This is a genomic window from Vogesella aquatica, from assembly GCF_028548455.1.
Classification (GTDB): domain Bacteria; phylum Pseudomonadota; class Gammaproteobacteria; order Burkholderiales; family Chromobacteriaceae; genus Vogesella; species Vogesella aquatica.
This window is the reverse complement of record NZ_JAQQLF010000004.1, coordinates 201,721-222,307: the sequence shown is the minus strand read 5'-3', so window position 1 is coordinate 222,307 and position 20,587 is coordinate 201,721. Positions and strand designations below refer to the sequence as shown.

General features: G+C 65.2%; 19 protein-coding genes. 5 read left to right on the top strand and 14 right to left on the bottom strand.

What is annotated here, in order from left to right:
- Positions 1 to 39 precede the first annotated feature (39 nt).
- From PQU95_RS04050 to amgK, 13 genes are all read right to left on the bottom strand, one after another.
- Positions 40 to 1,563, bottom strand: coding sequence for a cryptochrome/photolyase family protein (locus PQU95_RS04050; protein WP_272750803.1), 1,524 nt, complete (start codon positions 1,561 to 1,563; stop codon positions 40 to 42).
- Positions 1,564 to 1,625: 62 nt separating this feature from the next.
- On the bottom strand, positions 1,626 to 2,042 hold the full coding sequence (locus PQU95_RS04045) for a hypothetical protein (RefSeq protein ID WP_017507404.1): 417 nt from the start codon (positions 2,040 to 2,042) through the stop codon (positions 1,626 to 1,628).
- 43 nt (positions 2,043 to 2,085) lie between these two features.
- Positions 2,086 to 2,808 (bottom strand): glutamine amidotransferase, encoded by a 723-nt coding sequence (locus PQU95_RS04040; protein ID WP_272750802.1) that lies wholly within the window; start codon positions 2,806 to 2,808, stop codon positions 2,086 to 2,088.
- 2 nt (positions 2,809 to 2,810) lie between these two features.
- Complete coding sequence (gene ruvB / locus PQU95_RS04035) at positions 2,811 to 3,845, bottom strand: Holliday junction branch migration DNA helicase RuvB (RefSeq protein ID WP_017507406.1); 1,035 nt, start codon at positions 3,843 to 3,845, stop codon at positions 2,811 to 2,813.
- Between the two features lie 97 nt (positions 3,846 to 3,942).
- Positions 3,943 to 4,710 carry an NYN domain-containing protein gene (locus PQU95_RS04030; RefSeq protein WP_272750801.1) on the bottom strand — a complete coding sequence of 256 codons (768 nt, stop codon included), beginning with the start codon at positions 4,708 to 4,710 and terminating at the stop codon, positions 3,943 to 3,945.
- Between the two features lie 30 nt (positions 4,711 to 4,740).
- A complete protein-coding gene (locus PQU95_RS04025) occupies positions 4,741 to 5,487 on the bottom strand; it encodes an SDR family oxidoreductase (RefSeq protein WP_272750800.1) in 747 nt (248 codons plus the stop codon).
- A 7-nt stretch (positions 5,488 to 5,494) separates the two neighbouring features.
- Positions 5,495 to 6,088, bottom strand: coding sequence for a Holliday junction branch migration protein RuvA (gene ruvA / locus PQU95_RS04020; protein WP_272750799.1), 594 nt, complete (start codon positions 6,086 to 6,088; stop codon positions 5,495 to 5,497).
- 10 nt (positions 6,089 to 6,098) lie between these two features.
- Positions 6,099 to 7,019: a prenyltransferase gene (locus PQU95_RS04015; protein WP_272750798.1), complete on the bottom strand. Its 921-nt coding sequence runs from the start codon at positions 7,017 to 7,019 to the stop codon at positions 6,099 to 6,101.
- A gap of 66 nt (positions 7,020 to 7,085) precedes the next feature.
- Positions 7,086 to 7,562: a hypothetical protein gene (locus PQU95_RS04010; RefSeq protein WP_272750797.1), complete on the bottom strand. Its 477-nt coding sequence runs from the start codon at positions 7,560 to 7,562 to the stop codon at positions 7,086 to 7,088.
- Positions 7,563 to 7,640: 78 nt separating this feature from the next.
- On the bottom strand, positions 7,641 to 8,024 hold the full coding sequence (locus PQU95_RS04005) for a hypothetical protein (protein ID WP_272750796.1): 384 nt from the start codon (positions 8,022 to 8,024) through the stop codon (positions 7,641 to 7,643).
- Positions 8,025 to 8,029: 5 nt separating this feature from the next.
- Positions 8,030 to 8,560, bottom strand: coding sequence for a crossover junction endodeoxyribonuclease RuvC (gene ruvC, locus PQU95_RS04000; RefSeq protein WP_272750795.1), 531 nt, complete (start codon positions 8,558 to 8,560; stop codon positions 8,030 to 8,032).
- Positions 8,557 to 9,258, bottom strand: a complete 702-nt coding sequence (gene murU, locus PQU95_RS03995; protein ID WP_272750794.1) for an N-acetylmuramate alpha-1-phosphate uridylyltransferase MurU — start codon at positions 9,256 to 9,258, stop codon at positions 8,557 to 8,559. Before murU ends, ruvC begins: the two co-directional genes overlap by 4 nt.
- Positions 9,259 to 9,261: 3 nt before the next feature.
- Positions 9,262 to 10,308 (bottom strand): N-acetylmuramate/N-acetylglucosamine kinase AmgK, encoded by a 1,047-nt coding sequence (gene amgK / locus PQU95_RS03990; protein ID WP_272750793.1) that lies wholly within the window; start codon positions 10,306 to 10,308, stop codon positions 9,262 to 9,264.
- Between the two features lie 86 nt (positions 10,309 to 10,394).
- On the opposite strand from amgK, the gene PQU95_RS03985 reads away from it, so the two are divergent.
- The 5 genes from PQU95_RS03985 (at position 10,395) to PQU95_RS03965 (ending at position 19,569) form a co-directional block, all read left to right on the top strand.
- Positions 10,395 to 12,581 carry an LPS-assembly protein LptD gene (locus PQU95_RS03985; RefSeq protein WP_272750792.1) on the top strand — a complete coding sequence of 729 codons (2,187 nt, stop codon included), beginning with the start codon at positions 10,395 to 10,397 and terminating at the stop codon, positions 12,579 to 12,581.
- Complete coding sequence (locus PQU95_RS03980; RefSeq protein WP_272750791.1) at positions 12,581 to 13,858, top strand: peptidylprolyl isomerase; 1,278 nt, start codon at positions 12,581 to 12,583, stop codon at positions 13,856 to 13,858. The genes PQU95_RS03985 and PQU95_RS03980 overlap by 1 nt, the downstream gene beginning before the upstream one ends.
- 61 nt (positions 13,859 to 13,919) lie before the next feature.
- Positions 13,920 to 14,903: a 4-hydroxythreonine-4-phosphate dehydrogenase PdxA gene (pdxA, locus tag PQU95_RS03975; protein WP_272750790.1), complete on the top strand. Its 984-nt coding sequence runs from the start codon at positions 13,920 to 13,922 to the stop codon at positions 14,901 to 14,903.
- A 249-nt stretch (positions 14,904 to 15,152) separates the two neighbouring features.
- Complete coding sequence (locus PQU95_RS03970; protein ID WP_272750789.1) at positions 15,153 to 18,998, top strand: DUF3683 domain-containing protein; 3,846 nt, start codon at positions 15,153 to 15,155, stop codon at positions 18,996 to 18,998.
- 100 nt (positions 18,999 to 19,098) lie between these two features.
- Positions 19,099 to 19,569 (top strand): GyrI-like domain-containing protein, encoded by a 471-nt coding sequence (locus PQU95_RS03965; RefSeq protein ID WP_272750788.1) that lies wholly within the window; start codon positions 19,099 to 19,101, stop codon positions 19,567 to 19,569.
- A gap of 83 nt (positions 19,570 to 19,652) precedes the next feature.
- Here PQU95_RS03965 and PQU95_RS03960 read toward each other — a convergent pair whose 3' ends face one another.
- Positions 19,653 to 20,438 (bottom strand): EAL domain-containing protein, encoded by a 786-nt coding sequence (locus PQU95_RS03960; protein ID WP_272750787.1) that lies wholly within the window; start codon positions 20,436 to 20,438, stop codon positions 19,653 to 19,655.
- Positions 20,439 to 20,587: the final 149 nt, after the last annotated feature.

Sequence of the window (20,587 nt, the reverse complement as noted above, 5' to 3'; positions counted from 1 at the left end):
CCGTCCCCTAGCGGGGGGCGGCATTTTTCATGGCGGCCTCTACAAGCTGTCAACGTCCTGCAAATAGGCCTCGGCCTGCGTCAACAGTGCCTGGCGGGCGCCCTCGTCCATCTTGCGCCAGCTGGCGTACGGCATGGCCAGCCGAGGGTTGGCCGCAAGCTTGGCCTCGTGCCGCGCCAGAAAGTGCCAGTACAGGCTGTTGAACGGGCAGGCGCCGGGGCCGGTTTTCTGCTTTACCGCGTAGCGGCACTGCGCGCAGTGATCGCCCATACGCGCCAGGTACGCACCGCCCGACACGTACGGTTTGCTGGCCATGAAGCCGCCGTCGGCCCACTGGCTCATGCCGCGTGTATTCGGCTGCTCCACCCACTCGAAAGCATCGATGTAAATGCCCAGGTACCAGGCGTCCACCTCGTCCGGGGCACAGCCCAGCAGCAGCGCGATATTGCCGGTCACCATCAGACGCTGGATGTGGTGGGCGTAAGCGTGCTGCAGGCTGCCCTGCACCGCCTGCGCCACGCAGGCCATGCCGGTGTCGCCATCCCAGAACCAGCGCGGCAACGGCCGCTGGTGCTGCAAGGCGTTAACGCTGCCAAAGTCCGGCCGCGCCCAGTACACGCCGCGCACGTATTCGCGCCAGCCCAGAATCTGGCGGATAAAACCCTCCACGCTGGCTAGCGGCAGCGTCGGGTCGCTGCGCCAGGCTGCTTCCGCCGCCTGCACCACCTCGTGCGGCGACAGCATCTTGCTGTTCAGCGCAAAACTCAGCCCGCTGTGGAACAACCAGGCCTCGCCGTGTACCAGTGCGTCCTGGTAGCGGCCGAAATGGCGCAGCCGCTGCTGGATGAAGTCCGCCAGCCAGGCGCGCGCCTCGCGCCGCGTCAACGGCCACGGCAGCGCCCCGGCCTGCGGCGCGCCCAGCGTCTGCACGCCGGCATCGACAATCTCCTGCCACAGTGCGCTCAGGTCATGGGCAGCAAACGGCCACGGCGCCAGCGCCACCTCGCCACGGTAGGGCTCGCGGTTGGCCGCGTCGTAGTTCCACTGCCCGCCCTCCGGCTTGCCGGCGGCGTCCAGCAGCACGCCGTGCTGCTGTCGCATGCGGCGGTAGAAGGTTTCCATGCGCCAGCCCTTGCCGCCGAACAGCCGCGCCGCCTCGTCACGGGTGGTGTAGAAATGCTCGCTGTCCACCTGCGTCAGCGGCAGGCCAAGCTGTTGCGGCAGCGAAGCCAGCAGCGCGTCGACACGGCGCTCGTCGGCCAGCTGGCAGACCACGCTGGTGGCACCGTAGTGCACGGCCAACCACGCCAGGTTGGCGGCAAAATCGTGGCGGTTGGCCGCATCGCCAATGCGCAGGTAGTGCACGCGGTGGCCGGCCGCCTGCAGCGCCTCGGCAAAGCGGCGCATGGCGGCAAACAGCGCCAGCACTTTCTGCGCGTGGTGGCGCACGTAATCGGTTTCGCTGCGCGTTTCCATCAGCACGTACACCACGTCGTCGCGGCGTTCGCGGTACCAGCTGTGGGCAGCGTTGAGCTGGTCGCCCAGAATCAGGCGCAGTTGCATGGCAGGCTCCAAAACAAACGGCCCGCCTGCGTGGCGAGCCGTGTGGTAACGAATAAACGGGCTTACACCGCTTCGTCGTCTTCCTTGCGCTGGCGGCGCTGGTCGCGCGTGCTTTCGGCCACGCGCACAATCACGTAAGCCACCATGGCGCACAGGAAGAACAGCAACATCACCCAGGAAATCTGCGACAGCGTGTCGATCACGGTGCGGTAGATTTCGATAGTCCAGCGCGGGCCGGTCAGCTCGATGGTCTGCTCGCGGCCGGTTTGCAGGTATTTCTGGATTTCATAGGTGCTGACACCACCGGACACGCCCACCACCACGATGGCAAAGCTCATGTACTTGCGCCAGGCGTCGGCCAGCTCCGGCCCGATGATGCTTTTCAGGATTTTCAGCACGGCGTCGCTGAAAAAGCGCGCCACCAGTACCGAGGTCAGCAGCGCAACAGCCAGCGTGACAACGAGCAAGGCGTAAAACATGGTTTCTCCCTTTTGGTATGCCTATGGTTGGCTTGGCTGCATTCTACGCCGTAGCAGGCCCGGCCAGCAAAACGGCGAAGCGGCGCAGCAGGCTGGCCGCCTCTGGCGTGGGGCAAACCTGCTGTGCCAGCTGCGGTGGCTGCAAGCCGGCTTTTTCCAGCGCCGGTGCCGCCAGCTGGATAAAGTGGCGGGTGGCGTCGGCGTCGAATTCCGGGTGGAATTGCAGGCCCCAGGTATTGCCCAGGCGAAAAGCGTGGTGCGGCTCCATAGCGTTACTGGCCAGCAGCGTGGCACCGGGCGGCAGGCGTAGCACCGTTTGCCAATGAAAAGCGTTGGCCGCAAAACGCGGCGGCAGCTCGCCCAGCAGCGGGTCGGCCACGGCGTGCTCGTGGCGCTGGATTTCTACCGAGCCGACCTCCGGCCCTTGCGGGTGGTAGCCCACCTCGCCGCCCAGCGCGTGCGCCAGCAGCTGGTGGCCAAAGCAGATGCCCAACAGCGGCAGCTGCGCGGCGTGGGCCTGGCGTAGCCAGGCGGCGGTCGCCTCGCTCCACGGCAGCCGGTCGCTCACCATCGCCAGCGAGCCGGTAATCACGGCACCGGCCACCTGCTCTACCGGCGGCAGCGTCTCGCCCGCCGCCACCCACACCACGCGCCAGCTACCGGGCTGCTCGCCCATTTCGCGCACGATCCAGTCTTCGAAACGGCCGCGGTGGTCGCGTACCGGGGTGCCCGGCTCGCCGGTCTTGATGATGAGTTTCTGCTTCATGCTTACTCTTTTACCGGCAGACCAAAGTGCGTGTACGCCAACGCGGTGGCCATACGGCCACGCGGGGTACGCTGCAGATAGCCCTGCTGGATCAGATAGGGTTCGATCACGTCTTCGATGGTGTCGGTGGATTCGCCAATGGCCGCGCCCACATTGTCCAGGCCTACCGGCCCGCCACCGAATTTATCCAGTATGGCCTGAAGCAATTTGCGATCCATCACGTCCAGGCCCGCCGGATCCACGTCCAGCATCGCCAGCGCGGCATCGGCCACCTCGGCGCTCACGACACCGTTGGCGCGTACCTCGGCATAGTCGCGCACGCGGCGCAGCAGACGGTTGGCGATACGCGGCGTGCCACGGCTGCGGCGGGCGACTTCGAACGCCCCGTCGTCGGCCAGCTCGACATTCAGCAAGCCGGCCGAGCGGCTGACAATGCGCGTCAGCTCCTCGGCGTTGTAAAACTCCAGCCGCGCCACGATGCCGAAACGGTCGCGCAGCGGGTTGGTCAGCATGCCGGCGCGGGTGGTGGCGCCGATCAGCGTGAACGGCGGCAGGTCGATCTTCACCGAGCGCGCGGCCGGGCCTTCGCCAATCATGATGTCGATCTGGTAGTCCTCCAGCGCCGGGTAGAGGATCTCCTCCACCACCGGGCTCAGGCGGTGGATTTCGTCGATGAACAGCACGTCGTGCGGTTCCAGGTTGGTCAGCAGCGCCGCCAGGTCGCCGGCGCGCTCCAGCACCGGGCCGCTGGTCTGGCGCAGGTTCACGCCCATCTCGCGCGCCACGATGTGCGCCAGCGTGGTCTTGCCCAGGCCTGGCGGGCCGAACAGCAGCACGTGGTCTAGCGCTTCGCCACGCTTTTTCGCCGCCTCGATAAAGATTTCCAGCTGCTCGCGCGCCTTTTTCTGGCCCACGTACTCGTCCAGCATCTTGGGGCGCAGCGCGCGCTCCAGCGCCTCTTCCTGCTCGGAAGCACGTTGCGGGGTAACAATGCGGCGCTCGGGCGCGCCGCCGATCAGGTTATCGGTCTGGATCATGACGAAATCGCTAACAGGCAATGGGCTGATGTTACCACTGCAGGCCGGCTGCTGCGGCCAAGGTTGGCCGCAACGCAGCGCCGGTGGCGTCCGGCGCCTAGCGCCCGCCCTTGCGACCCGGCTTCAGCCGGATGGACACGCCGCCACGGCCGCTGCTGGCCTTGTGTACCTCGAACCAGCCGGACTTCACCACCAGGTCGGATAGCTTGGCAAAGCCGTAGTTGCGCGGGTCGAAGTCCGGCATCCACTGCCCCAGCAGGCTGCCGACGCCGCCCAGGTCGGCCCAGCCTTCGTCGTCATCCATGCTTTCGATACCCTTCTGGAACTGCGCACGCAGCTTTTTATCCAGCGGGCGCAGCACGCGGCTGGCCTGCGCGGCCTTGCCACTGCTGGCGGCTTCCTCCTTGCCGCCGGCGTCGTCTGCTTTGGCCGCCTCGTCGGCCAGCGCCAGCACCTCCACGTACACGAACTTGCTGCAGGCGTTGACGAAGGCGGCCGGGGTTTTCTCCTCGCCAAAGCCCCACACTTCCAGCCCGTCTTCGCGCAGGCGGGTGGCCAGGCGCGAAAAGTCGCTGTCGCTGGAGATCAGGCAAAAGCTCTGGTAGCGGCCGGAGTGCAGCATGTCCATGGCGTCGATCACCAGGGTGATATCGGACGCGTTCTTGCCCTTGGTGTTGGGAAACTGCTGGATGGGGTGGATGGCAAAGCGCGCGCACAAGTCGCGCCAGGCCTTGTCGTGGCGGCTGAAGTCGCCGTACACGCGCTTGAGCGCCAGCACGCCCAGCTTGCCGGCTTCCTCCAGTACGTCTTCTATCCAGGCGGGCGATACATTATCGGCGTCGATCAATACGGCAACGTTGGCCATGGGGTGTCCTTGCAGGTAAAGGTTGAATGCTTAGCGGCCGCCGGCCACGTCCAGCATATGGCCGGTGGTAAACGAGGCCTCGTCGGACAGCAGCCACAGGATGGCGGCGGCCACTTCTTCGGGTTGGCCGCCACGCTGCAGCGGGATGCCGGCCTTGACGCGGTCCACGCGGCCCGGCTCGCCGCCGTCGGCGTGCATGTCGGTGTAGATAAAGCCAGGGCGCACGCCGTTGACGCGGATGCCTTCGGCGGCGACTTCCTTGGCCAGGCCCAGCGTCAGCGTGTCCAGCGCGCCCTTGCAGGCCGCGTAGTCGACGTACTCGCCGGGCGAACCCAGCCGCGCCGCCGCCGACGATACGTTGACAATAGCGCCACCCTGCCCGCCCAGGCGGGTAGACAGCCGGCGTACCGCCTCGCGGCAGCACAGCAGCGGCCCCAGCACATTGGTAGCCAGCATGCGCTGCCAGCGCACCACGTCCATGTCGGCCAGCGGCATTTGCGGCGCCAGCACGCCGGCGTTGTTCACCAGCGCCGACAGCGGCCCCAGTGCGGCCTCGGTATCGGCAAACAGGCGCAGCACGTCGGCTTCGCTGGCCACATCGCCGGCCAGTGCCACGGCGCGGCCGCCGTCAGCGCGGATGGCGTCCACCACCGCCTGCGCGGCATCATGCTGGCGGTGATAGTTCACCGCTACCGCCCAGCCACGGCGTGCGGCCAAGCTGGCGGTAGCGGCACCAATGCCACGGCTGGCACCGGTAATCAGCAGCACTTTTTGCATAGCGGCTTTAGCCTTTCATCAGGTTCTTCAGCGCCAGGCGCACGCCGTCGCTGACGGTCACATCCAGCGGCAGGCCCTTGGTGGCGGCGGCAGCTTCCTTGTCGTTGTAACCCAGCGCCAGCAGGGCATTGACGATGTCGCTCTTGTCGTCCGGGGTAGCGGCAAACGGCAGGCCGCCGGGTACGGTGAGGTTGCTGCCGCTGGCCAGCTTGCCGCGCAGCTCCAGCACCAGGCGCTCGGCGGTTTTCTTGCCGATGCCGGGCACGCTGGACAGGCGCTTCAGGTCCTCGCTGGCCACCGCCACCGCCAGCTCGTCGGTGCTCATGCCGGACAGGATGGCCAGTGCGATCTTGGCGCCAATGCCGCTGACCTTGATCAGCTGGCGGAAGGTTTCGCGCTCGTCGCGGCTGGCAAAGCCGTACAGCAGATGGGCGTCTTCGCGCACCACCAGATGGGTGAACAGCGTGGTTTTCTGGCCCAGCGCCGGCAGCTGGTAAAAGGTGGTCATGGTGACATCGACGTCGTAACCGACGCCGTTGACGTCCACGGTGATTTGCGGCGGCAGTTTTTCGATAAGCGTACCGCTGAGTCGTCCGATCATGGGCTGTCTTTCACAAGGTTGGCCGCAGCCACAGGCTGGCGGCCAGCAACAAAGGGTAGAGGTTGGCCGCCATGATAGTGGGAATGATGGCGGCGCGCAGTTGCCGTTGCTGCAAGGCACGCCAGGCGCGCAGGTACAGCGGCAGCAGGACAAGCTGCCAAGGCTGCCCGGCGGCCAGTGGCAAAGCCAGCGCCAGCCCGGCCAGCAGCAGGTAGCCGCGCACCGCTGCCGGGTGGCCCAGGCGCACCACCCAGTGGTGCTTGCCGGCCAGCGCGTCGGCGTCGCGGTCGGGAAACTGGTTGGCAAACAGCAGCAAGGCGGCGGCCACGCCGTAGCCTGCAGCCAGCCACACCAGGTCTACCGGCGCGACTAACTGCAATACCTGCAGCACGCCCAGTGGCAGCAAGGCAAAACACAGCGCTACCGTCAGCTCGCCCAGGCCACGGCTGTTCAGCCGCAACGGCGGGGCGGAATAGCCCCAGCCCAGCACCACGCCCGCCAAGCCGGTATAAAAAAGACCAGCGCCAGCTTGCCACACCAGCCACAAACCGCCCGCAGTGACCAGCGCAAACAAACCACCGGCCAGCCACGCCATCTGCCGCCGGCTCAGCACGCCGGCCTGGATAAAACGGCTACCGCCGGTAAACGGGTATTCGCGCTGCAGGTTGGCCGCGTCGCTGCCGTTGTCGTGGTCGGCCACGTCGTTGATCACATTCACCGCCGCGTGGCACAGCAAGGCCAGCAACACCGCCAGCAGCGCCTGCGGCCAACCTTGCGCCAGCGCCTGCGGGCCGGCCATGGCCAGGCCCAGCAGCACACCGCCCAGCGTCAGGGTGAGGAAGGCTGGCCGCGTGGCCAGCAGCCAGCGCGCCGGGTGCGCCAGTAGTGTGGACAGGTCGGTTTCAGTGGCATGGGGCGTGGACGGATGCATGGCGGAGCCTCGGATGATTCATCCGTGCAGCATACGGCAAGGGCGCTATCAGCGTCAGCACGGGCATCAAGCCAGGCGCCAGCCGCCGTGGGCGCCCACCACGCCGGCCAGCACCGCGGCCAGGCTCAAGCCCAGCAGCGCCACGTGCAGCCACTGCACCCGCGCCATGGTGCCAGCCGGGTCGCGCTGCGCACGCTGCTTCAGCCAGCGGTGGACAATAAACGGCTCCAGCACGAACAGCATCAGAAAGAACGGCAGCCAGGCAGCGATCATCAGGTGCAGCCAGCCGGTATCGCGCAGCCGCGCCCAGCTGTCGGTGCTGTGCAGCATCCAGCCGGCACTGGCCAGCGCCAGCAGCACCCAGAAACGCGCCTGGGCGCCGAAACGGTGCTCGACGTCTTCGAACATCGCGTATTGCTGGTCAGCCGGGAAACGGCGGCGGATGGCGGGGATCAGCACCGTGGTAACAAAGCCGACGCCCCCCACCCACATCACGATGGCAAGGACGTGCAGCGCACGGGCAAGGGCGTAGTCGTTCCACATGGCAGGCTCCGGCAAACAAGGTTGGCCGCAGTATGCCGCCAGCGCGCTGTGCCGGCCTTGGCCTGGCTCAAGCCCGGGCTAAAGACAAGCACCGGCCAGCAGGCAAGCGCACGCCACGATGCAGAACGGCATGCACGGCGCGACCAGCCAACCGGCAAGGTACGCCTCCAGCGTCCGCTGCGGCCAACTGGCGGCCACACGCGCCGCCACCACGGCCGGGCAGCCCAGATAGAGGGGGAAAATCAGCGGTTCCAGCACAGCGCGCAAGCCGTGCGAGAAATGCCCCGGCCCGCCACGCGCCCAGAACAGGGCATAGCACACCGGCAGCAACAACAGCGGCAGATAGGCCAGCGTCAGATAGCGCCAACGGCGCGGCATGCCGCGCGCGACCACGCGCCGCACGGCCCAGCGCATCAGCAAGCCGTTGCCCAGCAGCAACAGCGTGATCACCAGCAGCACCATGCCGTTTACACCAGCCGCCCGCCGCGTACTTTGTAGCCCAGCTTGGCCAGCTTGCCCACCGCGCCACCGCTATGGTTGGCGTGGGTCAGCGCTACCGCCAGCGCGTCGGCGGCGTCGGCCTGCGGCGTGCCGGACAGGTTGAGCATGGTCACCACCATGAACTGCACTTGTTCCTTGGGCGCCTTGCCCTGCCCCACCACTGACTGCTTCACCTGCAGCGCGGTGTACTCGGCCACCGGCAGATCCTTGATCACCAGCGCCGTCATGCAGGCGCCGCGCGCCTGGCCCAGCATCAGCGTGGCGGCGGGGTTGACGTTGACGAACACCTGCTCCAGCGCCGCCTCGGTGGGCTGGTAGGTGTCAATCACCTGATGGATGCCGGTGACCAGCACCTTCACCCGCTCGGCGAGGCTAGCGCCCTGCGGCGTGCGGATGGCGCCGGACGCCACGTAATGGCGCTGGTTGCCAACGATATCGATGACCCCGAAGCCGCAGATACGGCTGCCGGGGTCGATGCCCAGGATACGGCGCTTCACGGCTGCGCCCAGCGGCGGGCGATGGCGTCGGCCTCGGCCAGCCGCTCTGGCGTGCCCACGTCCAGCCACAAGCCACGGTGCGCCTGGCCGCTGACCTGCTGCTGTGCCATCGCCGCGCGCAGCAGTGGCGCCAGCTTGGCCGGCTGCCCGGCCGGGGTATGCGCAAACAGCGCCGGGTGGTACAGGCCGATGCCGGAAAAGGTCAGCCCCTCGCCATCGGCCGCGCTGGCGCTGACGCCGCCATCCGGCAGCAGGCCGAAATCGCCAGCCGGGTGGTGCGGCGGGTTGTTGACCAGCAGCAGGTGCGCCAGACGGCGGCTGCCATCCAGTGCGGCCAGGGTTGGCCGCAAGGCGGCAAAGTCCACGTCGGTGAGTACGTCGCCGTTGACTACCACAAACGGTGCGTTGCCCAGCAGCGGCAAGGCGGTGGCAATGCCGCCGGCGGTTTCCAGCGCCGTGCTTTCTGCCGAGTAGGCCAGGTGCACGCCGTAGCGGCTGCCGTCGCCCAGTGCCGCCTCGATCTGGCTACCCAGCCAGGCGTGGTTGATGACGATGTCGGTAAAGCCGGCAGCGGCCAACCTCTGGATATGCCACACGATCAGTGGCTGGCCGCCCACGTCCAGCAGCGGCTTGGGGGTGTGGTCGGTCAGCGGGCGCATGCGTTCGCCGCGCCCGGCGGCCAGGATCATCGCGCGCATGGCTTACTCGTCCGACGCGATGCGGGTGTGGCTGAACACAGACTGGATGCTGTCGTCGTTGTCCTCTTCGTCCAGCCCCACCAGGTCGGCCAGCAGCTGGAACAGCGGCAGCAGCTCGCCGTAACGGCGGGTGGCTTTCTTGAGGTAACGCAGGATGCGCGGGATCTCGGCCAGGTACTGCGTCTTGCCGTCGCGGTGCGCCAGGCGGGCAAACAGGCCGACAATCTTGAGGTGGCGCTGGATGCCGGCCCACTCGACGTCGCGATAAAAGTCGTCGATCTGCGCCGGCACCGGCAGGCCGGCGGCACGGGCTTTTTCCCAGTAGCGCACCACCACGTCCAGCACGAACTCTTCGTCCCAGCCGATGTAGGCGTCGCGCAGCAGCGACACCAGGTCGTAGGCGATGGGGCCGTATACCGCGTCCTGGAAGTCCAGTACTGCCGGCTGGCCGGGGGTGAGCATCAGGTTGCGCACGGTGAAGTCGCGGTGCATATACACCTTGGCCTGTGCGTCGATAGCGGGCAGCAGCACATTGATGCCGGCGTCCCACAGCTTGCGCTGGGCAAACGTCAGCGGCTTGCCCAGCTCTTTGCTGGCGTACCACTCCGGCAGCAGGTTGACTTCGCGCAGCTGGAAGGCGCGGTCGAATTCGGGCAGCACGCCCGGCTGGCTCAGCTTCTGGATGGCGACCAGGGTGTCTACCGCCTCCAGCAGCAGGTGCTTGTGCACCAGCGTGCGTTCGTCGTGCTGCAGCGCGGCCAGATAGGTGATCTTGCCCATGTCCTGCAGCAGCATGAAGCCTTGCGCGGCATCACGGGCGTAAATGGCCGGTACGTTGGCCGCAGGGGCAAACAGCTCGCGCACGCTGACAAAGCTGTCGGTGTTCTTGTGCTCGGGCGGGGCATCCATCACGATGCGGGTGCTGCCGTCGGCCAGGGTGGCGCGGAAGTATCGGCGGAAATCGGCGTCGGCGGCGGCAAACTCTACCGCCACGTCCTGGCCGGGGAACTGCGTGGCCAGCCACGCCTTCAAGGCTTCTAATCGCTGCATAGTCGCGTATACCAGTAAATTGGGTACAATGCAGCGATTGTAACCGCTTTGCCCGGCCCCAACACGCGCCGGGCCGACACTGCCCGATGCCGCCACGCTTCCGCCTATCGCCGCTCGCTGCGGCCATGTTTCCGCTGTTCCTGTGCACGCCGGCACTCGCCGATGCCATGCCCGCCGGGGTTTTGCACGTCGAGGCCGACCGCATCGACGGCCAGATGGAAGTTCAGCTCAAAGCCGAAGGCAATGTCCGCGCCGAGCGCGATGGCCAGCAGTTCGAAGCAGACTGGCTCGAATACTACGTCGACAAGCAATACGTGCGTGCCGGCCAGCGTGCCACCACGCGCCAGGCAGGCAGTACGGTAGAAGGCGATAACCTGGAAAGCTACCTGGATACCCAGACCGGCAGCGCCAGCAACGCCGACTTTGCCTTCCAGGAAAACGGCCGCGCCCTGCGCGGCAAGGCCGATACCCTGCGCATGCAGGGCAAGGGGCTGTACCAGCTGCAAGGCACACGCGCCAATACCTGCGAGCCGAACGACGATTCCTGGTACCTGAAGGCCAGCACCATCGACCTGGACTACGGCCGCAACGTGGGCGTGGCACGCAATGCGCGTATCGAGTTCCAGGGCGTACCCGTCCTGTACACGCCGTGGATCGACTTCCCGCTGGACGGCGGGCGCAAGAGCGGCCTGCTGTTCCCCACGGTGAAAACCGGTAGCGACGGCCTGCAGCTGGCCGTGCCCTACTACTGGAATATCGCGCCCGATATGGACGCCACCCTTACGCCCACCTATATGGCCCAGCGCGGCCTGATGCTGGGGGTGGAAGGGCGTTACCTGCAGCCGGACTATAGCGGCAAGATCACCACCGAACAGCTGGACGACAGCAAAGCGAACAAACAGCGCTCGTTGTGGCAGCTAAGCCATAGCCAGCGTTTTGGCAGCCAGATCAGTGCCGGCCTGAACGGCACCCGGGTATCGGATAACGATTACTTCCAGGACTTTGGCGATCGCAACAGCGCGGCGGCCAACGTGAACCTGGTGCGCGAAGCCTGGCTGTCCTACACCCCGGGCTGGGCCAGCGTTACGGTGAAAGCCCAGCGCTACCAGACCCTGCAAGACAGCACCGGCAGCGTGGACGAGCCCTACGCCCGCCTGCCGCAGATCGTGGCTACCAGTAACCAGCAGCTGGGCGATTTCCGCCTGGCACTGGAAAGCGAAGTCACCCGCTTTGACCACCGCACCAAGCTGGAAGGCTGGCGTACGGTAGCGTACCCCAGCATAAGCTGGGCGCTGGAGCGGCCATGGGGCTTTTTCCGCCCCAAGATAGGCCTGCACCATACCCGTTACCAGCTCGATAGCCATAATGGCCAGGCGGGCTATACGCTGGACCGTACCCTGCCGATTACCAGCCTGGACAGCGGCCTGGTATTCGAGCGCGACAGCACCCTGCAAGACCGGGCAGTCAGCCAGACGCTGGAGCCGCGGCTGTACTACGTCAACATCCCCAGTACCGAACAAAGCAACCTGCCCAACTTCGATACCTCGGAAAACGACTTCAACTTTGCCCAGCTGTTCAGCGAAAACCGTTTTTCCGGCTACGACCGCATCAATGCCGCCAACCAGATTACCGCAGCACTGACCAGCCGCCTGCTGGAGAACGACAGCGGGCTGGAACGACTGCGCGTAGCCATCGGTCAACGCTTCTATCTGGATAACAGCGACACCACACTGGCCGGCAATACCACCCAGCGCAGCCAGGGCGGCTCCGACCTGCTAGTCACGCTGGGCGGCGACCTCAGCCGCGCCTTGCGCCTGGACGCCAGCTACCAGTACAACCAGACACTAGATAAAACCGAGCGCTACAATGCCCAGCTGCGCTACAACCCGGCACCAGGCAAGGCCGTCAGCGTGCGCTACCGCTATGGCCGCGACGAAGTCGTCGGTACCAGCAGCCAGCGCGACGTACTGCGCCAGCTGGATATTGCCGGGCAATGGCCGATTGCACGCCAGTGGTACGCCGTCGCGCGCCAGAACTACTCGCTGCGCGACAAGAAGGCACTGGAACAGCTCGCCGGCCTCGAATACCAGCATGGCTGCTGGAGTACACGGCTGGTGGCGCAGCGCTACGTAACCGACCTGACCAAGACCAAGAACGCCTTCTTCCTGCAGCTGGAACTGAAAGACCTCAGCAGCATAGGGAATAACCCACTGGAAACGCTGCGCCTGGCCATACCGGGCTACAGCAAAATCAACGAGACTGCAGACAAATAATGAAAAAGCTCTTTCTTGCCGCCTTTGCCTCTGCTTGCCTGGCCACACCGGCGCTGGCCATTTCCACCGTAGACCGCATCGTTGCCGTGGTGAATAACAGCGTGATTACCCAGTCCGAGCTGGCACAACGCGTGCAAAACGCGCGCGGCAACCTGCAACGCCAGAACATCGAAGCCCCGGCTGCCGAAGTGCTGTCGCGCCAGGTGCTGGACATGATGATCAACGAACAGCTGCAGCTGCAATACGCCAACAATAACGGCCTGCGCATTGGCGAGCTGGAGCTGGACCAGGCACTGCAGAGCATTGCCCAGCAAAACAAGACCGACCTGCCAGGCCTGCGTGCCCTGCTGGAAAAAGACGGCAGCAGCATGGCCAAACTGCGTGAACAGCTGCGCAGCGACCTGCTGCTGGAGCGCATCAAGGAACGCGAAGTCAACAGCCGCGTGAATGTCACCGACCAGGAAGTTGCCCAGGTACAGCAAACCACTACCGGGCTGAACCGTATCGAATACCGTCTGGCTGCCATCCAGGTCAATATCCCGGAGCGCGCCACCCCTGCCCAGGTAGAAGAGCGCCGCCAGAAGCTGATAAAGGCAGAGGCCGAGATCAAGGCCGGCAAGTCGTTTGCCCAGGTAGCGGCAGCCTACTCCGAAGCCAGCAACGCCCTGCAAGGTGGTGATCTGGGCTGGCGTAACGCCAGTGCCCTGCCGCAAGACTTCATCAAACTGCTGGATTCGCTGCCGGTAGGCGGCGTTACCGAGCTGGTACGCGCCAGCGGCAGCCTGTACCTGTTCAAGCTGGTAGACAAGCGCGACACCAGCGGCCCGCAATACGTAAAACAGCACAAGGTGCGCCACATTCTGGTGAAAACCAACGAAGCTACTTCCGACACCGACGCCTATGCCCGCATCCTGCAGGTGCAAGACCGCATCAAGCGCGGTGCCAAGTTCGAAGACATGGCGCGCCAGTTTTCCGAAGACGGCTCAGCTTCGCTGGGCGGTGACCTGGGCTGGGTAAACGAGGGCGATACCGTACCGGACTTCGAGCGTACTTTCCGCCAGCTGCAAGCCAAACAAGTCAGCGAACCGGTAAAAACCCCGTTCGGCTGGCACCTGATCCTGCTGGAAGACGTGCGTAGCCAGGATGTGTCTACCGACCGCGAAAAGCTGGTCGTGAAACAGCAGATCCGCCAGCGCAAGATCGAACAAAGCTATATCGACTGGCTGGAGCAGCTGCGCGCCAGCGCCTTTATCGACGACCGCCTGGTAGAAAAATAAGCCGGGCCACGCCCCCCATGCCAAGCCGATCCCTGCATCGGCTTTTTTTACGGAAGCCGCCATGCCCCATTCCCGCCCCGTATTGGCCATTACCGCCGGCGAGCCTGCCGGCATCGGCCCCGACCTGGTACTACGCCTGCCCGAGCTGGGCCTGCCGGCCCGCCTGGTCGTCATTGCCGACAAACACCTGCTGGCCAGCCGCGCCGCGCAGCTTGGCCTGCACACCCCGCTGCACGATTACCAGCCCGGACAAGCCGCCCCCGCCGGTGCGCTGGAGGTATGGCACGTACCGTTGGCCGCAGCGGCCGCGGCAGGGCAGCTGGATGCGGCCAACGGCCGCTATGTGCTGGCTACGCTGGATGTGGCGATAGACGGCTGCCAGCGCGGCGAATTTGCCGCCATGGTGACGGCACCGGTACACAAGGGCGTGATCAACGATGCCGGTATCGCCTTCAGCGGCCATACCGAATACCTGGCCGAGCGCACCGGCACACCCAAGGTGGTGATGATGCTGGCCGGGGCCGGCATGCGCGTGGCGCTGGCCACCACCCACCTGCCACTGCGTGCCGTGGCCGATGCCATTAGCCGCGACAGCCTGCGCGAGGTCATCACCATCCTGCACGCCGACCTGGTGGGTAAATTCGGCATCGCGGCACCGCGCATCCTGGTGGCCGGGCTGAACCCGCACGCCGGTGAAGGCGGCCACATGGGGCGCGAGGAAATCGACGTGATCGAGCCGGTGCTGAGCGAGCTGCGCGCCGAGGGCATGCAGCTTGTCGGCCCGCTACCCGCCGATACCCTGTTCAACCCCGACAAGCTGGCCAGTGCCGACGCCGTGCTGGCCATGTACCACGACCAGGGCCTGCCGGTGCTCAAGCACGCCAGCTTCGGGGCCGGCATCAACATTACGCTGGGGCTGCCCATCATCCGCACCTCGGTAGACCACGGCACCGCGCTGGACCTGGCCGGCAGCGGCCGCGCCGACCCCGGCAGCCTGTTTGAAGCCTGCCAGCTCGCCTGCCAGCTGGCACGGCACCATCACTGACAGAATCTGTGGTGGCATTGGCCTGCGGCAAAACACACGCCCCGGCACGATGCCACCCCATAGCCCGCCATCGCAGCATAATGCACCGGTTTTTGTAGCCAGTGCGCTACATTCATGCGAGCTGCGACCAATTTACCGTATCCAAACTACATTCTCCCTATAACCCTGACGTTAGCGGCATTTTTCGCGGCGCAACATTTCGGCTACTATTTCGGGAATTATCCAAAACTTGCCGAAGTTCAGGGACATATGAGCAACACCACCCAGCAGCGTGTACGGGAAATTCCGTACAACTACACCTCGTATTCGGATCGCGAGATCATCATCCGCCTTTTGGGCGCACCCATGTGGCAACTGCTTGAAGAACTGCGGGCAGAGCGGAAAACAGGCCGCTCTGCCCGTATGCTTTTCGAGGTACTGGGTGATATCTGGGTGGTAGACCGCAACCCCTACCTGGTAGACGACCTGCTGGACAACCCGCAGCGCCTCACCGCGCTGGTTGGCGCGCTGCGCCACCGCCTGGGCGAAGTGGAAAAACGCCGCGACGGCAACGACAAGGTTGGCCGCATGATTACCGCCGCCTACGCCGCGGTCGACAGCTTCGAGCAGCAGTTCGGCGAAACGCGCGAACTGCGCGCCGCCATCCTGAAGCGCCTGGGCAAGATCACCCGCCGCGACAATATCCTGTTTGACGGCCTGGCCCGCGTATCGCACGTGACCGACGCCACCGACTGGCGCGTGGAATACCCGTTTGTGGTGCTGTGCCCGGACACCGAAGCCGAAATCGCCCCGCTGGTGAAAGCCTGTATCGAGCTCAAGCTCACCATCATCCCGCGTGGCGGTGGTACCGGCTACACCGGCGGCGCCGTACCGCTGGACCGCCGCAGCGCCGTGATCAACACCGAGAAAATGGACCGCCACCTGGGCGTGGAATTCGTCGAGCTGCCCGGCCTGGACGGCAAGCGGGCCACCATCCAGTGCGGTGCCGGCGTGGTCACCGCCCGCGTAGCGGAAGCCGCCGGCGCAGCCGGCCTGGTGTTTGCCGTGGACCCGACCTCGGCCGAGGCGTCCTGTATCGGCGGCAACATCGCCATGAACGCAGGCGGCAAAAAGGCCGTGCTGTGGGGCACCACGCTGGACAACCTGGCCAGCTGGAAAATGGTGGACCCGGACGGCAACTGGATGTTCGTGGAGCGCATCGGCCACAACTACGGCAAGATCCACGACGTGGACACCGCCGCCTTCCGCGTCACGCGCCTGCAGGACGACGGCAAAACCGTGATCAGCAGCGAAGAGCTGGTGATCCCGGGCAGCGCCTTCCGCAAGGTGGGCCTGGGCAAGGACGTCACCGACAAATTCCTGGCCGGCCTGCCCGGCGTGCAGAAGGAAGGCACCGACGGCATCATCACCAGCGCGCGCTTTGTGCTGCACCGCATGCCGGCGCACATCCGCACCGTCTGTCTGGAATTCTTCGGCACCGTGGCCGAAGCCACCCCGGCGATTGTGGAGATCACCGACTACTTCAAGCCCAATGGCGCAGGCCTGGCCGCCGGCGTGCAGCTGGCCGGCCTGGAGCACCTGGACTGGCGCTACGTGCGCGCCGTGGGCTACGCCACCAAGGCCAAGGGCCGTGGCCGCCCGAAAATGGTGCTGATCGCCGACATCGTATCGGATAACGAAAACGCGGTGGCCGAGGCCGCCAGCCAGGTGGTGCGCTACGCCAACGCCCGCCACGGTGAAGGCTTTATCGCCGTGACCCCCGAGGCACGCAAGACCTTCTGGCTGGACCGCAGCCGTACCGCCGCCATTGCCCGCCACACCAACGCCTTCAAGATCAACGAAGACGTGGTGATTCCGCTGAACCGCCTGGGCGACTACAGCGACGGCATCGAGCGCATCAACATCGAGCTGTCCGTGGCCAGCAAGATCAAGCTGCTGGACCAGCTGGCCGAGTTTTTCCACGGCCGCCTGCCGGTGGATACCGAAGGTGGCACGCTGTCGGCCGACGAGCTGATCGGCGACCGCCGCGAAAGCGCGCTGGAGCTGATTGGCGCTGTGCGTAGCCGCTGGCAGTGGCTGCTGGACAACCTGGACACGCCGCTGGCCGAGTACACCCAGGGTTGGCCGCAAGCCCCGCTGGAAGACGCTGCGGCCAACCCTGCCGCCAGCGTGTTCATCGCCATGCGCGACTTCAAGCTGCGCGTGAGCTGGAAGCGCGAGCTGCAAGGCGAGCTGCTGGCGCTGTTTGCCGGCAAGGCCGACAGCACCATTACCGAAGCCATCGGCCTGATCCAGCAAAAAGTGCTACGCGGCCGTGCCTTCGTGGCGCTGCACATGCACGCCGGCGACGGCAACGTGCACACCAACCTGCCGGTGAACTCGGACGACTACGAGATGCTGCAAACCGCGCACCGTGCGGTAGAGCGCATCATGAAACTGGCGCGCAGCCTGAACGGCGTGATCTCCGGCGAGCACGGCATCGGCATCACCAAGCTGGAATTCCTCACCGAAGAAGAAATCCAGCCCTTCCGCGACTACAAGGCGCGCGTGGACCCGAACGGCCACTTCAACAAGGGCAAGCTGCTGCCGGGTGCCGACCTCAGCATGGCCTACACGCCATCGTTCTCGCTGCTGGGTGCCGAATCGCTGATTCTGGAGCAATCCGACCTGGGCGCGATCAGCGACTCGGTGAAAGACTGCCTGCGCTGCGGCAAGTGCAAACCGGTGTGCTCCACCCACGTACCGCGCGCCAACCTGCTGTACAGCCCGCGAAACAAGATCCTGGGTGTAGGCCTGCTCACCGAAGCCTTCCTGTACGAAGAACAAACCCGCCGTGGCGTCAGCCTCAAGCACTTTGAAGAGCTGTCCGACGTGGCCGACCACTGCACCGTGTGCCACCGCTGCGTGAAGCCGTGCCCGGTGAAGATCGACTTTGGCGACGTATCGGTCGCCATGCGCAACTTCCTGCGCAAGACCGGCAACAAGAAGTTCAACCCCGGCACCGCACTGGGCATGGCCTTCCTCACCGCCAAAGACCCGGCCACCATCAAAGGCATCCGCGCCGGCCTGGTGGGCGGCGCCTACAAACTTCAGCGCCTGGGTAACAGCCTCGGCAAGAAACTGGGCCTCACCGGCAGCCAGACTGCACAACCGCCGGCCACCATCGGCAAACCCGAGGTCAAGGCGCAAGTCATCCACTTCATCAACAAGCCGATGCCGGGCGGCCTGCCCAAGAAAACCGCGCGCGCGCTGCTGGATGTGGAAGACGCCAACGTGATTCCGGTGATCCGCAACCCGAAGGTGAGCGAAGACGCCGAAGCGGTGTTCTACTTCCCCGGCTGCGGCTCGGAGCGCCTGTTCAGCCAGGTAGGCCTGGCCACTCAGGCCATGCTGTGGCACGTGGGCACCCAGACCGTGCTGCCGCCGGGCTACCTGTGCTGCGGCTACCCGCAGACCAGCGCCGGCTACAAGGACAAGGGCGACGAGATCACCACCGAGAACCGCGTGCTGTTCCACCGCATGGCCAACACGCTGAACTACCTGGACATCAAGACCGTGGTGGTGAGCTGTGGTACCTGCTACGACCAGCTGGCCAACTACCGCTTCGAAGAGATCTTCCCCGGCTGCCGCATCATCGACATCCACGAATACCTGATGGAAAAAGGCCTGAAACTGGACGGCGTCAGCGGCCAGAAGTATATGTACCACGACCCTTGCCACACCCCGATGAAGGCCTACCAGCCGATCAAGGTGGTCAACGAGCTGATGGGCGGCGGCGTGGTGCAAAACGACCGTTGCTGCGGCGAATCCGGCACCTTTGCCGCCAGCCGCCCCGACATTGCCACCCAGGTGCGCTTCCGCAAGGAAGAAGAAATCAACAAGGACCTGGCCAAGGTCGGTGCCAGCGAGCAGCCGGTGAAGATCCTCACCTCCTGCCCGTCGTGCCTGCAGGGCCTGAGCCGCTACAGCGACGACACCGGCACCCAGGCCGACTACATCGTGGTGGAGATGGCCAAGCACATCCTGGGCGATAACTGGATGAAGGAATACGTCGACAACGCCCGTAACGGCGGCGTGGAACGCGTGCTGCTGTAACAGCCACGTTGGCCGCAAGGCGGCGTGCCGGTGCTTTTCAGGCCGGCACGCCGCTTTTTTGCTATGCTGCGGCCAACCTTACCCGCCAGCGGAGCCCGCCATGCAAACCCCTACCCTTGTGACCCATCCCGCCTTCCGCGTCATCGGCATGGCCTGGACCAGCCCGGCTGACGGCACCATTCCCGAGCTGTGGCAGCGTTTCGTGCCGCGCATCGCCGAGGCACAGCCGCTGGGCGACGCCAGCTACGGTATTTGCCAGGCGCAGGCCGACGGCCAGTTCCGCTACATCGCCGCCGTGGCCGTGGCCGCCGACACCGCCGTGCCGGACGGTATGGTGGCGCTGGACGTGCCCGAGCAGGACTACGCCATCGTCGAACACCGTGGCCCGGTACGCGGCCTGCCGGACACCTTCCGCGCCGCCTACACCGAATGGCTGCCGGAAGCCGGCCTGGCCGCCGTGGCCGGTATCGAGTTCGAGTATATGGACGCCCGCTTTTTGGGGCCGGAGCACGCCGACAGCGTGGTCGAGCTGTATATCCCGGTGAGCGCCGACGACAGCGACGAAGGCTGAGCCCGGCCATCCGCCATGAAAAACGCCTGCAGCACACGCTGCAGGCGTTTTTCGTCATGAGCCGGCGCGGCGCAACGTTGGTGCTACACCAGTTCCTCCACCCGCAGCTCGGCCGGCATGCCCAGATAAAACCCCTGGTACAGCTCCAGCCCCAGCGCCTGCATCGCCGCCAGCTGCTCTGCCGTTTCGACCCCCTCGATCAGCATACGGCTGCCGATCTGCCAACCCTGCTCCAGCACACGCTGCAAGCGGCCGTTATCGCCCTGCATGTAATCCAGCAGCAGGCTGCGATCAATCTTGATGATATCGGGGCACAGCGCCTTCACCCGCCCCTGGCTGGACGACACCGCACCAAAATCGTCCAGCGCCACGCCAAAGCCCGCCGCCTTGGCCTCGCGCAGGCTGCCGGCCAGCTGCAAGGGGCTTTGCTCGATTTCGTATTCCAGTACTTCCAGAATCACCTGTGACGTTTCCAGCCCCAGCTCGCCACAGCGGCGGGTCATCAGCCCGAAATTGTTGCCGTAACCCTTGTCGTGCAACAGCGTGTTGGGAATCAGGTTCAGGTTAAGGCAACCGGCTACCCGCGCCTGGGCAAAGTTGCGAAAGTGCAGCACCCGCGACAAGCGGTCGGCATCGATCTGGTCATCGGTATCCAGGCTGTGGAAAAACAGGTCTGGCCGCAGCTGCCGCCCCTGCGGGTCGTATACCCGCAACAAGGCCTCGTAGCCAAAAATGCTGCCGCTACGATAAAACAGCGGTTGAAACACACTCTGCAGGCGATAATCGGCGAAACGGGCGCAATAGCGGCCATCAGCGTCGCGAAACAGCAAACGCTCGAATGCCTGCTGGGTAGTAAGCTGAACCATCATCCATCCTGCGGGTACGGGTTAAGCAGCATAGCAATGCTTGTCAGACAATCGTAAAAATTGCTTGCCTTAATAAGTGTTACTTACACATTAATGCATTAATTCCTGCATTTAAACTATAGAATCCTGCGGAGCTTGTGCCACAATCCCTG